14 protein-coding genes are annotated in these 13,461 nt (G+C 60.9%); 9 read left to right on the top strand and 5 right to left on the bottom strand.

Going from position 1 to position 13,461, the window contains the following annotated elements; genetic code table 11:
- Positions 1-19 precede the first annotated feature (19 nt).
- The 9 genes from ACP7E4_RS11215 to ACP7E4_RS11175 all read left to right on the top strand — a co-directional run bounded on the left by ACP7E4_RS11215 (position 20) and on the right by ACP7E4_RS11175 (position 7,020).
- Positions 20-343, top strand: a complete 324-nt coding sequence (locus tag ACP7E4_RS11215) for a c-type cytochrome (RefSeq protein WP_426114704.1) — start codon at positions 20-22, stop codon at positions 341-343.
- Positions 340-1,518, top strand: coding sequence for a cytochrome D1 domain-containing protein (locus ACP7E4_RS11210; RefSeq protein WP_426114706.1), 1,179 nt, complete (start codon positions 340-342; stop codon positions 1,516-1,518). The genes ACP7E4_RS11215 and ACP7E4_RS11210 overlap by 4 nt, the downstream gene beginning before the upstream one ends.
- A gap of 1 nt (position 1,519) precedes the next feature.
- Positions 1,520-1,984 carry an Lrp/AsnC family transcriptional regulator gene (locus tag ACP7E4_RS11205; protein WP_426114708.1) on the top strand — a complete coding sequence of 155 codons (465 nt, stop codon included), beginning with the start codon at positions 1,520-1,522 and terminating at the stop codon, positions 1,982-1,984.
- Positions 1,974-2,489 (top strand): AsnC family protein, encoded by a 516-nt coding sequence (locus tag ACP7E4_RS11200; protein ID WP_426114710.1) that lies wholly within the window; start codon positions 1,974-1,976, stop codon positions 2,487-2,489. The genes ACP7E4_RS11205 and ACP7E4_RS11200 overlap by 11 nt, the downstream gene beginning before the upstream one ends.
- Positions 2,482-2,925 carry an Lrp/AsnC family transcriptional regulator gene (locus ACP7E4_RS11195; protein WP_426114712.1) on the top strand — a complete coding sequence of 148 codons (444 nt, stop codon included), beginning with the start codon at positions 2,482-2,484 and terminating at the stop codon, positions 2,923-2,925. Before ACP7E4_RS11200 ends, ACP7E4_RS11195 begins: the two co-directional genes overlap by 8 nt.
- Positions 2,900-3,403, top strand: coding sequence for a nitrite reductase (locus ACP7E4_RS11190; protein ID WP_426114714.1), 504 nt, complete (start codon positions 2,900-2,902; stop codon positions 3,401-3,403). The genes ACP7E4_RS11195 and ACP7E4_RS11190 overlap by 26 nt, the downstream gene beginning before the upstream one ends.
- Before the next feature lie 26 nt (positions 3,404-3,429).
- Positions 3,430-4,608: a heme d1 biosynthesis radical SAM protein NirJ gene (gene nirJ / locus ACP7E4_RS11185; protein WP_426114716.1), complete on the top strand. Its 1,179-nt coding sequence runs from the start codon at positions 3,430-3,432 to the stop codon at positions 4,606-4,608.
- Between the two features lie 70 nt (positions 4,609-4,678).
- A complete protein-coding gene (cobA, locus tag ACP7E4_RS11180; protein WP_426114718.1) occupies positions 4,679-5,518 on the top strand; it encodes a uroporphyrinogen-III C-methyltransferase in 840 nt (279 codons plus the stop codon).
- The gene (locus ACP7E4_RS11175) at positions 5,515-7,020 is read left to right on the top strand and encodes a cytochrome D1 domain-containing protein (RefSeq protein WP_426114720.1); all 1,506 of its coding nucleotides are present in this window, start codon (positions 5,515-5,517) and stop codon (positions 7,018-7,020) included. Before cobA ends, ACP7E4_RS11175 begins: the two co-directional genes overlap by 4 nt.
- An 846-nt stretch (positions 7,021-7,866) precedes the next feature.
- Here the strand turns inward: ACP7E4_RS11175 and ACP7E4_RS11170 are convergent.
- Genes ACP7E4_RS11170 through nosZ form a run of 5 tightly spaced genes read right to left on the bottom strand, consistent with a single transcriptional unit; the run spans position 7,867 to position 13,409 of the window.
- Positions 7,867-8,394: a nitrous oxide reductase accessory protein NosL gene (locus ACP7E4_RS11170; RefSeq protein ID WP_426114991.1), complete on the bottom strand. Its 528-nt coding sequence runs from the start codon at positions 8,392-8,394 to the stop codon at positions 7,867-7,869.
- Positions 8,395-8,425: 31 nt separating this feature from the next.
- On the bottom strand, positions 8,426-9,256 hold the full coding sequence (locus ACP7E4_RS11165) for an ABC transporter permease (RefSeq protein ID WP_426114722.1): 831 nt from the start codon (positions 9,254-9,256) through the stop codon (positions 8,426-8,428).
- Entirely contained in the window at positions 9,253-10,176 is a 924-nt protein-coding gene (locus tag ACP7E4_RS11160; protein ID WP_426114724.1) for an ABC transporter ATP-binding protein, read from the bottom strand. Before ACP7E4_RS11160 ends, ACP7E4_RS11165 begins: the two co-directional genes overlap by 4 nt.
- Positions 10,173-11,462, bottom strand: a complete 1,290-nt coding sequence (locus ACP7E4_RS11155) for a nitrous oxide reductase family maturation protein NosD (RefSeq protein WP_426114726.1) — start codon at positions 11,460-11,462, stop codon at positions 10,173-10,175. The genes ACP7E4_RS11160 and ACP7E4_RS11155 overlap by 4 nt, the downstream gene beginning before the upstream one ends.
- Before the next feature lie 27 nt (positions 11,463-11,489).
- Positions 11,490-13,409, bottom strand: coding sequence for a TAT-dependent nitrous-oxide reductase (gene nosZ / locus ACP7E4_RS11150; RefSeq protein ID WP_426114728.1), 1,920 nt, complete (start codon positions 13,407-13,409; stop codon positions 11,490-11,492).
- Positions 13,410-13,461 lie beyond the last annotated feature (52 nt).

Here is a 13,461-nt window from a genome sequence, read left to right as displayed (position 1 = left end):
TCCACTGGAGGGCGTCACGATGGTGTTTCGACGCGCGGTGATTCTGGCGGCCCTCCTCCTCATTTGCGCAACCACGGTTGCGGCGCCTGGCGCTCAGCGTCAGGCGCAACTCGAACACCTGCTGAGCCAGGACTGCGGCGCCTGCCATGGGCTGCACATGACTGGCGGGCTGGGTCCCGAGCTGACCCGCGCAGCGCTGGCGGGCAAGTCCCGGGACAGCCTGATTGCCACCGTCACCCACGGGCGGCCCGGCACCGCCATGCCCGGATGGGCGCCGCTGCTCGGCCCAGACGACATCCGTTGGCTGGTCGATCTTCTTCTCCAGGGATATCCCGCACCATGATCCGTTCAATCCTGCTGTCAGCGGCGACCGGGCTGTTGTTGTCCGCGTGTGTTCAGCCACCTTTACGTGGCACCGGCGATCTGGGCGTGGTGGTGGAACGCACCACCGGCAGCCTGCAAATCATCGAAAGCGACACCCGCAGCGCGCTGGCCCGAATCGAGGGGTTGGGCGATCTGTCCCATGCCTCGGTGGTGTTCTCTCGGGACCAGCGGTATGCCTATGTGTTCGGCCGCGACGGCGGGCTGAGCAAGATCGACTTGCTGACCCGACACATTGACCAACGGGTGATCCAGGGCGGCAACAGCATCGGTGGCGCCATCAGTCAGGACGGAAAACTGATCGCCGTGTCCAATTACGTGCCCGGCGGGGTCAAGGTTTTCGATGCGCAGACTCTGGAGCAAGTCGCTGATATTCCTGCCACGCCGCTGGCCGATGGCAGCAAGCGCTCACGGGTCGTCGGCCTGGTCGATGCACCCGGACAACGTTTTGTGTTCAGCCTGTTCGATACCGGCGAGATCTGGACCGCTGATTTCAGCCAGGGCCGCACCCCGCAGATCAGCCGCTTCCTCAACATTGGCGAGCAACCCTACGACGCCCTGATTACACCTGATGGCCGCTATTACATGGCCGGGCTGTTCGGTGAAGACGGCATGGCGCAACTCGATCTTTGGCATCCCGAGCGCGGCGTACACCGCGTGCTCGGTGACTACGGACGCGGCCAGGAGAAACTACCGGTCTACAAGATGCCGCATCTGGAGGGCTGGGCCGTAGCCGACAACCAGGCCTTCGTACCCGCTGTGGGTCGTCATCAGGTGCTGGTGATGGATTCGCGCAGCTGGCAGCAGACTGCTGTCATTCCGGTCGCCGGCCAACCGGTGTTCGTCACGTCGCGGCCGGACGGTCGGCAGCTGTGGGTCAATTTCGCCTACCCGGACAACGATCGGGTTCAGGTCATCGATACCGAAACCCACGCAGTGGTCGCCGACTTCCGACCGGGGCCAGCGGTGCTGCACATGGAATTTACCGCCCGTGGCGACCAGTTATGGCTGTCGTTGCGCGACGGCGATGAGGTTCAAGTCTGGGATCCGTACAGCCTCAAGCAGCTAAGCACCCTTCCCGCCATCGCGCCGAGCGGCATCTTCTTCAGCAGTCGCGCGCAAAAAATGGGTTATTGAAATGAACCTCGACCCGCTCAGCCGCCAACTGATCGACCGTTTCCAGCACGGCATGCCGCTGTGCCCGGAACCCTATCGCGAAATGGCCAACGTCCTGGGTTGCAGCGAGCCGCAAGTGATGGCCTGCCTGCAACGCCTGGAACTGGCGGGGGCCTTGTCGCGGGTTGGCCCGGTGTTCGAGCACAGCCGGGCCGGGGCCAGCACCCTGGCCGCGTTCGCCGTACCCGCCGAACGCCTGCAACAGGTCGCTGCACGCGTCAGCCAATACCCCGAGGTCAACCACAACTACGCACGCGAGCATTTCTACAACCTGTGGTTTGTGCTGACCGGTCCTGATCGCCAACACCTCGAACGGGTCCTCGACGCGCTTGAGCAAGACATCGGCCTCACGCCACTGGACTTGCCCATGTTGACGGCCTACCGCATCGACCTGGGTTTTGCCTTGGGAGAACCCCATGAAACCTGAACTGAGCACTGAACAGGCGTTGGCGCTGCGTCGGCACCTGGAAGGCGGATTACCGAGGGTCTCACGCCCCTATCAAGCCCTCGCCGAACGGATAAACACTGACGAAGACCAGGTATTGGCGCAGATGCGCCAGTGGCATGAGCAAGGGATGTTTCGCCGGGTCGGGCTGGTGCTCAACCATCGCGCACTGGGCTTTACGGCCAATGCGATGTTGGTCCTGGATGTTCCAGACGCGCTGATCGACGAGGTCGGTCAGCGCCTCGGGCGAGCACCCGGCGTGACCCTCTGCTACCAACGGCCACGGCGTTTGCCGCAGTGGCGCTACAACCTGTTCTGCATGGTGCACGGGCGCCAGCGTGATCGGGTCGAGGCACAGATTCAGGCGTTGCTGGAAGCGCACTTGCTAAGCGATCTGCCTCATCAACTGTTGTTCAGCACCCAGGCGTTCAAACAGTGCGGCGGACGCTTTGCCGCCGCTGCAACAGGCGGATCGCAGCATGGATGACCTGGACCGTCGGTTGATCAACCGCCTGCAACTGGGCCTGCCGCTGGTACGCCACCCTTGGCAGGCATTGGCCAGCGAGCTGAACAGCAGCAGCACTGAATTGCTCGACCGCCTGCATGAGCTGCTCAGTGACGGAGTACTCACGCGTTTTGGCCCGATGTTCGACATCGAACGGCTGGGCGGCGCCTTCACCCTCGCGGCACTGGCGGTGCCGCCAGAGCGTTTCGAGGAGGTCGCCGAGCAACTGCACGCCATGCCTGAAGTGGCGCACAACTACCGCCGCGAACACACCTGGAACATGTGGTTCGTGCTCGGCTGCGCGAGCGAACAAGGCATCGCCGAGACCCTGCAGCGTATTGAAACCCTGACCGGCCTGCCGCTGCTTAATCTGCCCAAAGAGGAGACCTTCCATGTCGGTTTATATCTCCCGGTCTGAAGATACCCTGGCCCATCGGCTGATCGAGCTGACCCAGGACGGCTTGCCGCTGCTGGACGATCCATGGGCCTGGCTCGCCGAACAGTTGCAGATCAGCGTCGAATCCACTCTGGATTTACTCAAGCGATTACAGGCTGAGGGCGCGATCCGGCGTATCGCCGCCGTTCCCAATCACTATCGCCTGGGCTATCGCCATAACGGCATGACGGTCTGGGATGTGTGCGACGCGGACATGCCGCGCCTCGGCGCGCTGATCGGGGCGCAGCCTTTTGTCAGCCACTGTTATCGACGTCCGCGCCGAACCGCCTGGCGCTACAACCTGTTTGCCATGGTCCATGGGCGCAGCCGGGAGGAAATCGACAGCTACCGCGAACACCTGCGCTATCTGCTGGGCGATGCCTGTGCCGCCGACGAAATGCTGGTGAGCAGTCGCATCCTGAAAAAAACCGGTCTGCGCCTGCCCCCTGCTGCGCGCTGAATACGCACCGCTTCAAGGAGAGTTGCATGTTGAGGATCAGCCAATACCTGCGAGCACTGGCCGGCCAGGCGCCCGCCCCCAAAACCAGTCCACCGGGCAGCAACCGACCGCCGGTGGTGATCTGGAACCTGCTCAGACGCTGCAACCTGACCTGCAAACACTGCTACGCCACTTCCGCCGACAGTGTCTTTCGCGACGAACTGGACACGCCCGCCGCACTCGGCGTGATCGACGACCTGCATGACGCGGGCGTAAAAGTCCTGATCCTTTCCGGCGGTGAGCCCTTGTTGCGCGACGATCTGTTTGTGCTCAGCGCCTATGCCCGCAGCAATGGTTTCTTTGTCGCCCTGTCCACCAACGGCACGCTGATCAACGAGCGGAACATCGCGCAGATCCGCGCGGCCAATTTCGATTATGTCGGGATCAGCATCGATGGACTGCAAGCCACCCATGACGCCTTCCGGCAACTGCAGGGCAGTTTTGCCAGTTCCATGGCGGCGATCCGCCTCTGTCGCGAACACGGTATTCGTGTCGGCCTGCGCACCACCCTGACCCAGGAAAACCATAAGCAGCTCCCGCAACTTCTGGCGCTGATGCACGAGTACGACGTGCAGAAGTTCTATCTGTCGCACCTCAACTACAGCGGCCGCGGCAAACGCAGCCGCAAGCTCGACGCAAGGCAGCAGATGAGCCGCGATGCGATGACGCTGATCTTCGAACAAGCCTGGGAAGACATCGCCCAAGGGCGTGACAGCGATTTTGTCAGTGGTAACAACGATGCCGACGCGATCCTCCTGCTGCAATGGGTGGGCCTGCATCTGCCCGAACATTACCCGCGCCTGGCAGAGATGCTCCGCGATTGGGGCGGCAATGCCTCGGGCAGCGGCATCGCCAACATTGACAACACCGGCGAAGTGCACCCCGACACCTATTGGTGGCAGCACTCGGTGGGCAATGTCCGGCACACGCCGTTTCGCACGCTGTGGCTGGATCAACCAGACGCCCTGCTGTTGCGTCTGCGTGAGCACCCCCGCGCCATCGGCGGCCGTTGCGCCCAATGTCGCTGGTTGCACATCTGCAACGGCAATACGCGCACGCGAGCCTGGGCCGAGGGCGATCTTTGGGGCCAGGACCCCGGCTGCCATCTCAGCGATGACGAAATCGGTGAGCCGCCGATAACGACCATTGCCTGCGTCACCTACTGAGTAGCCCGTCCGGCAAACCACCTGCCAAAGGCTGGGGCCGGCCAACCTGATGAAGCACCAAGGACGTCCCATGTCTCCATCGATTGCTATACCGGCCACACTTGAGTCTCCGTTCAGACCGGGCGAAGTCGCTCTGGTAGGCGCAGGCCCCGGGGATCCTCGCTTGCTGACCCTGCGCGCCTGGAGCCTGTTGATGCAGGCCGACGCCGTGGTCTACGACCGCCTGATCAGCCCCGAGCTGCTGTCATTGATCCCCCTCACCTGCGCCCGGCATTACGTCGGCAAGGCCAGCGGCTCCCACAGCCTGCCTCAGGACCGGATCAACGAATTGCTCGCCGACCTCGCCGACCAAGGGCTGCGCGTAGTCCGCCTCAAGGGTGGCGACCCGTTCATTTTTGGTCGCGGCGCCGAGGAACTGGAGTATCTGCTGCAACGCAACGTCGACTGCCAGGTGGTCCCTGGCATTACCGCGGCATCCGGGTGCAGCGCTTACGCCGGCATCCCGCTGACCCACCGGGATCTGGTCAACTCCTGCCGATTCATCACCGGCCATCTGCAACAGGACGGCGAGTTGCAACTGCCCTGGGGCGACCTGGCCGACAGTAGCCAGACGCTGGTGTTTTATATGGGTTTATCCAACCTCGGGATTATCGCCCAGCGCTTGATCGAAGCCGGACTGCCGGCCGACACACCGGCCGCGCTGATCAGCAACGGTACCCGACCCGACCAGCATGTGGTCCGTGGCTTGCTGCACCAACTGCCGACCCTGGCGCTCGATTGCCCGTCCGGCACGCCGACGCTGACGGTGATTGGCAAAGTGGTCAATCTGTTCGCCGCACAACAGATGGAACATCCCGCGCGGTTTTATCCCGTTCCGGCGCTGCAACCTCGTGCCAAGGTGGTGCTATGAAGCGCCGGGTGCTTGTTTCTTTGTTATGGCTCGGTTCAACCCAGGTCGGCGCAGCGATTGCGTCCGCCGACGCGGAGCTTGAACAGGCCGGCAAGCACTACCAGGCGCATTGCCAAAGCTGCCACGGCGCCAGTCGTTTTGGCGGCACGGGGCCGGCGCTGCTGCCCGAGAGTCTGAGCCGGATCAAACCCGATGAAATCCGCAACGTGATCAGGAAAGGTCGCCCCGCGAGTCAGATGACCGGCTATGCCAATGTGCTCAGCCCGGCACAGATCGACGCGTTGGCGAACTACCTTCAGCAACCACCTGCTTCCCTGCCCACCTGGGACAACGACGACATCAACCGTAGCCACGCGATGTTCGCCGATATCAGCACACTGCCCAGTACACCGCAGCACGACGCCGATCCGCTGAACCTGTTCGTGGTGGTGGAATCCGGCGATCACCACCTCGACGTCCTCGACGGCGATCGTTTCGACGTACTGGCGCGGTTCACTACGCACTTTGCGGTGCACGGCGGGCCGAAGTTCTCGCCGGACGGCCGCTTCGTCTACGTCGCCTCGCGCGATGGCTGGGTCAGCCTCTACGATCTGCATAACCTGAAGCTGATCGCCGAGGTCCGCGCCGGACTCAATACCCGCAACCTGGCCGTGAGCAAGGATGGGCGATGGGTGCTGGTGGGCAATTATCTACCCGGCAACCTTGTTGTACTCGACGCCCGCGATCTGTCGCTGGTCAAAACCATCCCTACGATAGGCCAGGACGGAACTGCGTCCAGGGTCAGCGCGGTCTACACCGCTCCGCCCCGTGACAGTTTCATCGTGGCGCTCAAGGACGTGAAGGAAGTCTGGGAACTGTCGACTGCTGGCACACCGGACTTCGAACCACGACGCATCCAGGCCGAGGACGTGCTGGATGACTTTTCCTTTTCACCCGACTACAAGCAACTGCTGGCCACTTCGCGCAAGGCCCAAGGCGGTCAGGTGATCGATCTCGACAGTGGCAAGGTGGTCACTGACATACCACTGCCGGGCATGCCACACCTGGGGTCCGGGACCTATTGGAAGCGCAACGGCCAGTGGGTGTTCGCCACGCCGAACATCAGTAAGGGCCTGATCTCGATCATCGACTTGAAGACCTGGACACTGATCAAGGAGATTCCGACCCTGGGGCCGGGTTTCTTCATGCGTAGTCACGTCAACTCGCGGTATGCCTGGACCGACGTGATGCTCGGGCCTGACAACGAGGCGATTCACCTGATCGACAAACAGACCCTGGAAATCGCCCATACCTTGCGACCAATGCCCGGCAAGACGGCCGCTCACGTCGAGTTCACGCATGACGGCCGCTACCTGCTGCTGAGCATCTGGGCCACCGACGGCGCGTTGATTGTTTATGACAGCAATACGCTTGAGGAGATAAAACGCATTCCGATGAACAAGCCGTCGGGCAAGTACAACGTGGGTAATAAGATTGAGTTTGTGGAGGGGACTTCGCATTAGGTTTTGTTGATTGGGTGCATATCCGTTGCTGCGTAACGGCAGCTCAGGGTTTTGTTGATTGAGTATGAGTACATATCCATTCTTGCGGTAACGGATATGTGCGCATTCCCCTTGTGGGAGCGAGCTTGCTCGCGAAGGACTTCAACCATAACGCGTGCTGGCTGAAGCAACGCGATGCCCATACATTTTTCGCGAGCAAGCTCGCTCCCACTAGTTCGACGCCGCTCTGGCTGGGGAAACCGGCAGGACGCCGGTTTAGCCGCACTGGGTCAGGGATGGCCCTTTGCGGCGACCCTCCGAATCAATGTCGGAGTACGGGCATGCCGAGCCAAAGCGAGGGACCGAGTGGTGGGGCAAGAGCCTTTTGCTTACTTTCGCGCTCTTCGAAAGTGACGCGCCGTCAGGGCGCAACCAAAAGCCGCCGTTACCGCAGCAACGGATATGTGCGCATTCCCCTTGTGGGAGCGAGCTTGCTCGCGAAGGACGTCAACGATAACGCGTGTTGTCTGGATAAAACCGATACCCATACATTTTTCGCGAGCAAGCTCGCTCCCACTAGTTCGACGCCGCTCTGGCTGGGGAAACCGGCAGGACGCCGGTTTAGCCGCACTGGGTCAGGGATGGCCCTTTGCGGCGACCCTCCACATCAATGTCGGAGTACGGGCATGCCGAGCCAAAGCGAGGGACCGAGTGGTGGGGCAAGAGCCTTTTGCTTACTTTCGCGCTCTTCGAAAGTGACGCGCCGTCAGGGCGCAACCAAAAGCCGCCGTTACCGCAGCAATGGATATGTGCGCATTTCTCCCGTGGGAGCCCCCACAAAAACAAAACCAGCAAATAAACACAGAATCAGTGAGTCGCATGCGACATGGTTGGTTGTTGCTGAAGCAGCGCCTGATCAATCTCACTGAACCGCAGCACACGGCCACCTTGCTCGGCAGCAAGTTTCTCAGCGGCCTGCTGACTGGAGAACGACGCCAGCACTACGCCCATCGCCCCCTTGAGTCGGGTGCCGACCACATAGAAAGCATCCTTGGCATTGATCAGATGGGAATCAGCCGGTGCGTTCCACGAACTGCGGCCCATGTCGTGAACATATAGCCTGGCATCACCATGATGATTTTCCGGCTGCAACCACCAACCGATCATCTCCGCCGTGGAACAGAATTTCTTGACCCCGGAACGCTCGACCACTTCGCCCTTGGGTCCGGGGAAGCCGTCGATGATCATGCCGCAGACATGGCATTCATCACTGGGATGAAACGCCACGGCAGCGTCGCTGTAACTGGATTTAGCGGGCTCGTCACAGGCCGCCAGCAGCACACAGACCATCAGGCCCGCTACCGCACGTGCCGTCGTCAAAAAAAGTGCGTTCATCATCAGGTACTCCAAAAACCAACGTGTGAATTCATGTCACTCGGCGTCGGAACAGTAGCCAGGCCGAACCCAAGGGCCCGGCTACCCACAGCATCAGGCACAACCAGAGCATCGCGCCGGGCACCGGCAGATCGCTGCCGAGCGTCAGCACGCCTGCGGCATTGGTGCCGTTGGCGAAACCGGAGAGGTTGATCAAGCGATAGATGTCTGCAGGATTGAGCAGCAATAACCAGGGCAGCACCTTCGGGTTGAACTGCCCTTCTCTGAGCACCAGCAATGCCAGTAGCGCCAGGTCGAACACCAGCACGAAGAAAAACCAAACACCCAACGCGAGCCCGGCTGCCGTGGATTTCTCGGCAGACACGCTGCTCAACGCATAGGCCAGCCCAAGAAAGCCCCAGCCCAGTAACGTCGACGACAACATGAATCGTCCAAACGCCCAGAGCAGCAGATTCAGTTCAACGTCCTCCACCAGCAGCGCGATGGCCAACATTGCGCAGCCGAATCCGATCAGCGTCGCCAATGCGAGGATCAACCCGTGGCCAATAAATTTGCCGAGCAGGATGTGCCCGCGTCCGAGCGGATAGGTCAATAACAGCAGCAAAGTGCCGCTTTCGTCTTCGCCGACGATGGCGTCATAAGCCAACAGCAAGGCAATCAGTGGCATCAGAAAGGTGGCGAGACTGGTCAGACTGGCGATGGTGGCAGGCACCGAAGTAAATCCCAGTTGACCGGAAGCTGCGGCCCCCAGCCAGGCGATGCCGGTGGCCAATAGTGCGAACAGCAGGCTGATCGCCAACAACCAGCGGTTGCGCATGCCGTCACTGAACTCCTTGCGGGCCATGTTCCAGATCGGGTTCATACGATCTCTCCGTTGGGGGGCGAAGCGGCCCGGCCCATGTAATAGCGGTAGATGTCTTCCAGGGACGGCGGGGTGATTTCCACGTCGGCCGGCGCCTCTTCATTGAGCAGTTGGCGCAACAGGTCAAGCTTGCTGCCATTGAGCGCGGCGACTTCAAGACCTTCCACGCCCCAGCGTTGGGTGATGTACCCGGCGTTGTTCCAGGATTGCTGCAAAGTCCCGGCACGCTTGAGCCCGTTGGCGCGAATCAGCGTCGGCAACCCGGCTTCCTCGCGCAGGCTGCGCAGACTGCCCAGCGCCAGCAGACGCCCCTGGGTCAGAATCGCCGCACGGTTGATGTGCGCCTCGACCCCAGGCAGAACGTGGGAACAGAGAATGATGCTGCTGCCCTGGCTGCGCAGCCGATCAAGCAACCGATAGAGGTCTTGAGTGGCAATGGGATCAAGGCCGACGGTCGGTTCATCGAGCAGCAACAGGCGCGGTTCGCCGAGCAAGGCTTGCGCCAGTCCCAGGCGTTGGCGCATGCCTTTGGAGTAGGTCTTGACCCGTCGATGCGCCGCACCGGTCAAGCCAACCTCTTCCAGCAGCACGTCCACCTGAGCGGGCGCTGCTCCTTTGAGTCGCGCGAAATGACGCAGGGTTTCCAGGCCAGTCAGCTGCGGATAAAAGGTCACGTTCTCCGGTAAATAGCCCAGCATGCGCCTGACCTGCGGATCACTGGGCAAGCGGCCGAAGACCCGGACCTGGCCGTCGCTGGGCTGCAGCAGACCGAGCATCAGTTTCATGCTCGTGGTCTTGCCTGCGCCGTTGTGCCCGAACAAACCCAGCACTTCGCCTTTGGCCAGGCTCAGATTCAACTCATGCAATACGGTGGTGTGCCCATAGCGCTGGCTGACGCCTTCCATGTCGATGACATTCATGCGTCGGGCTCCTTGGTCAGGGTTTGGGTGGTGGATTTCATCAGCGGATGGCTGTCCAGTACGCCCGGTGATTTCACGACCGGAAAGGCCCGTTGCACACCGCGCAGCAATTCGATGCCGGGGCTATTCATCAGCAGCCGCACCTGCGGGTAGAGCCATAGCAGGCGGTCGACGTTATCGTTGGGTTCGTAGGCGACATCGCCCAGGCCGTCGTTGTTGCGGTCCCAGCCCAGGTAGTCGCTCCAGTAATTGCCCCGGCCGTCCGCCGACCATTCCTGCAAGCGGGTGGCAACGTATTTCACCTGCCGCTGGTTGCCCACAAACGCGTTGTCGGCAATGCGATTGTCTTCAGAGCCGGCGGTGAGGTGGATGCCCACGGCACTGTGTTCGAAGTGGTTGTGTTCAATGTTGTTGAACAGTGAGTTGTAGATGAACAGCGCTTTGCCCTCGGCGCCGCTGATCATGCTGTCGCCCGTCGAGCCGTCGCGCACATCGGTGACGAAGTTGTCGCGCAAGGTTGAATAGGTGATGTAGTTCATCAGGATGCCGTAGTTCTGATCCTGTTCGGAGCGGTTGCCGATCACCGTGAGCTTGCGGCTTTGCATCAAGGCGTAGCCGGTGCGGGTGCGGCGCGTGGTGTTGCCGATCAGTTGGTTGTCGTTGGCGAACATGTAATGCACGCCGTAGCGCAGGTCTTCCAGGGTGTTGCCCTGCAGCAGGTTGCCGTTGGAGGTGTCGATGTAGATGCCATCGCGGGTGTCGCGCACCTGGTTGCCGATGACCCTGGCACCGTGCACCGCGTACAGATGAATACCGTTGCCGCGATCCTGGGAACGCATCAACGGATCTCCCTGTATCCGGTTGTCGATCAGGCTTACGTCCTGAGTGCTGTCGACCCAGATACCAAAACCCTGACCTTGCATGCGATTGCCTTTGATGAGCGCACCACTGGCCTTGGGCTGGATGAATATCGCGGCATTCATGGCCGTGAGATCGTGGCCCCAGTCCAGAAAAGTGCAGCCTTCGATCCCGACGTTCGGCGCACTGACGATCACGCCGTTGCCCTGCCCTTGCCCCTGAAAAACCGCACCGGGCTCGCACAGAATCTGCATCGGTTGATCGACGCTGAACGAGCCACGGTACTCGCCCGCCGGCAGGTGCCAGCGCTGTTCCGCATCCACCCGCAATGGCAACGTGGTGATGGGCTGCACCGCCAGCGCACTGCCGGACATCAACAGGAGCGCAAACGCGATTACCTTGATCGGGTTTCCCTTGATATCAGTCATCGCCACGCTCCTGTCGATGGGCAACCGTCAGGCCCGCTCGACCTTCATGCGGCCAACCATTTCCATGTGCAGCGCATGGCAGAACCAGCTGCAGTAGTACCAATGCAGACCGGCCTTGTCGGCGGTGAACGTGATGGACGAGGTTTGCTGCGGGCTGATCTCCATGCTCGCGCCATGGTTGGTCATGACGAAGCCGTGGGACACATCCTCGATCTGGTCGATGTTGGTGATGGTCACCGTCACTTCGTTGCCCTGCTTGACGGTGAACTCGGTCAGCCCATAAGCCGGTGCCATTGAGGTCATGTAGACCCGCACATGATTACCATCGCGAATGACTTTGTTGTCGGTCTCCAGTTTGATGCCGTCCTTCTTGGCCAACTCGACGGTCTCGGCGAAGTACGGATCGTTGCGATCCCAGATTTTTTTGGTTTTGATCTGGTCCCGGCGCGCCAGGATGCAGTCGTGGGGTTCGGCAAACGCCGGACCGTCGTGCACCAGCTTCATTTCATCGCCGGAAATGTCGATCAATTGGTCGTTTTCCGGGTGCAGCGGCCCGGTTGGCAGGAAGCGGTCCTTGGAGAATTTGCACAACACCACCAGCCACTTGCCATCCGCTTCATTGGTTTCGGTCAGCGAGGCGTGGTTATGGCCAGGCTGGTAGTGCACATCCAGCTTCTGCTTGATGTAATTGACCTTCTCACCCTTGTAGGCGCGAACCGCTTCCGCCATGTTCCACTTCACCACCTGACTGTCGATGAACAATGTGGTGTAGGCGTTGCCGCGCCCGTCGAAGGTGGTGTGCAACGGCCCCAGGCCCAGCTCCGGCTCGGCCTCGATAACCTCGCGCGGGTCTTTGAATTTGTCGGCGAACAAGTCGTCCAGGCGGTCGATGGCAATCATCGATACCGTTGGCGAAAGCTTGCCGTTGGCAATGAAGTATTTGCCATCGGGTGACGTGTTGAGGCCATGGGGGTTCTTCGGAATCGGGATATAACGCGTGAACTCGGAGTCTTTGCCATCGGTTTTACGACCGTCGACCACCGGCACTTTCGAGTTTTCCAGGGTGATGAATTTGCCGGCCTTGATGGCGGCCTCGATGCGCGGGATGTTGAACACCACCACCCAGTCGCGCTCGTTGCGCATCATGCCGCCCAGGTCGTAGGCCTTCTCCGAGTTGTAGCAGGTGGACGCGGCGTACTTGCCGGTGTAGTCGGCGTCAGAGTTGTCCAGGTTGCCGTCGACAATGACCTGGAACGCCATCTCCATTTTTTCAGCATCGATGGCGTTAAACATGGTGAAGCTGTTCTTGTCCTGCAGATCGAACGTGTGGCCGTCATTGGGGTGCGGGATGACGAACTCGGCATTGGCGAACACATACTTGGTGTAAGGCACTTTCTGCAGACGCAGGCCGTGAATGGCCTGTACGTTCGGCACCGTGAGCATCTTGTCGCACTTCATGATGTCCAGGCGGATGCGCGCAACACGGGAGTTGGCCTTGTCATTGATGAACAGGTACTTGCCGTCGTATTTGCCGTCGGTCATGGAGATGTGCGGGTGATGGCAGTCACCGTTCTGAAACTTCGCGCTGTCGCCCAGAATCCGTTTGCTTTCGTTGGTCAGGCCCCAACCGGTGGCAGAGTCGACGTTGAACACCGGAATACGCATCAACTCGCGCATCGACGGCACGCCCAGCACCCGCACTTCGCCCTGATGACCGCCGCTCCAGAAGCCGTAGTATTCGTCCAGCTCGCCGGGGCCCACATGGATTTTTGCCTGTGCGTCCTTGACCGCCGCCGCCCAGGATTCACGGCTGAACACCGCACTGCCGAGGCCCGTGGCACCCGCCAGCACCGCACCGGCCACCGCACTGCTGCCCAGAAAACCGCGACGGCTGAGGCCGGCGTGTTCTTCTTCCTGCCCGCTTTTTTTGGATTCTGTGTCAGTCATCTTGAGTTACTCCTTGAAGGGATAAAACGCTCATTGCAGAGGTGCGCTCGCG

The organism is Pseudomonas sp. DSP3-2-3 (assembly GCF_049898225.1).
Taxonomy (GTDB): Bacteria; Pseudomonadota; Gammaproteobacteria; order Pseudomonadales; family Pseudomonadaceae; genus Aquipseudomonas.
Note: the sequence above shows the minus strand (reverse complement) of the source record. Positions and strands in the feature narration are given on the sequence as shown.

Coding starts and splice junctions, on each gene's coding strand:
- ACP7E4_RS11195 (WP_426114712.1), top strand. CDS start 2,482: ATGGATGACCTGGACCGTCGGTTGATCAACCGCCTGCAACTGGGCCTG.
- nirJ (WP_426114716.1), top strand. CDS start 3,430: ATGTTGAGGATCAGCCAATACCTGCGAGCACTGGCCGGCCAGGCGCCC.
- ACP7E4_RS11205 (WP_426114708.1), top strand. CDS start 1,520: ATGAACCTCGACCCGCTCAGCCGCCAACTGATCGACCGTTTCCAGCAC.
- ACP7E4_RS11215 (WP_426114704.1), top strand. CDS start 20: ATGGTGTTTCGACGCGCGGTGATTCTGGCGGCCCTCCTCCTCATTTGC.
- nosZ (WP_426114728.1), bottom strand. CDS start 13,409: ATGACTGACACAGAATCCAAAAAAAGCGGGCAGGAAGAAGAACACGCC.
- ACP7E4_RS11190 (WP_426114714.1), top strand. CDS start 2,900: ATGTCGGTTTATATCTCCCGGTCTGAAGATACCCTGGCCCATCGGCTG.
- ACP7E4_RS11210 (WP_426114706.1), top strand. CDS start 340: ATGATCCGTTCAATCCTGCTGTCAGCGGCGACCGGGCTGTTGTTGTCC.
- ACP7E4_RS11175 (WP_426114720.1), top strand. CDS start 5,515: ATGAAGCGCCGGGTGCTTGTTTCTTTGTTATGGCTCGGTTCAACCCAG.
- cobA (WP_426114718.1), top strand. CDS start 4,679: ATGTCTCCATCGATTGCTATACCGGCCACACTTGAGTCTCCGTTCAGA.
- ACP7E4_RS11165 (WP_426114722.1), bottom strand. CDS start 9,256: ATGAACCCGATCTGGAACATGGCCCGCAAGGAGTTCAGTGACGGCATG.
- ACP7E4_RS11160 (WP_426114724.1), bottom strand. CDS start 10,176: ATGAATGTCATCGACATGGAAGGCGTCAGCCAGCGCTATGGGCACACC.
- ACP7E4_RS11200 (WP_426114710.1), top strand. CDS start 1,974: ATGAAACCTGAACTGAGCACTGAACAGGCGTTGGCGCTGCGTCGGCAC.
- ACP7E4_RS11170 (WP_426114991.1), bottom strand. CDS start 8,394: ATGAACGCACTTTTTTTGACGACGGCACGTGCGGTAGCGGGCCTGATG.
- ACP7E4_RS11155 (WP_426114726.1), bottom strand. CDS start 11,462: ATGACTGATATCAAGGGAAACCCGATCAAGGTAATCGCGTTTGCGCTC.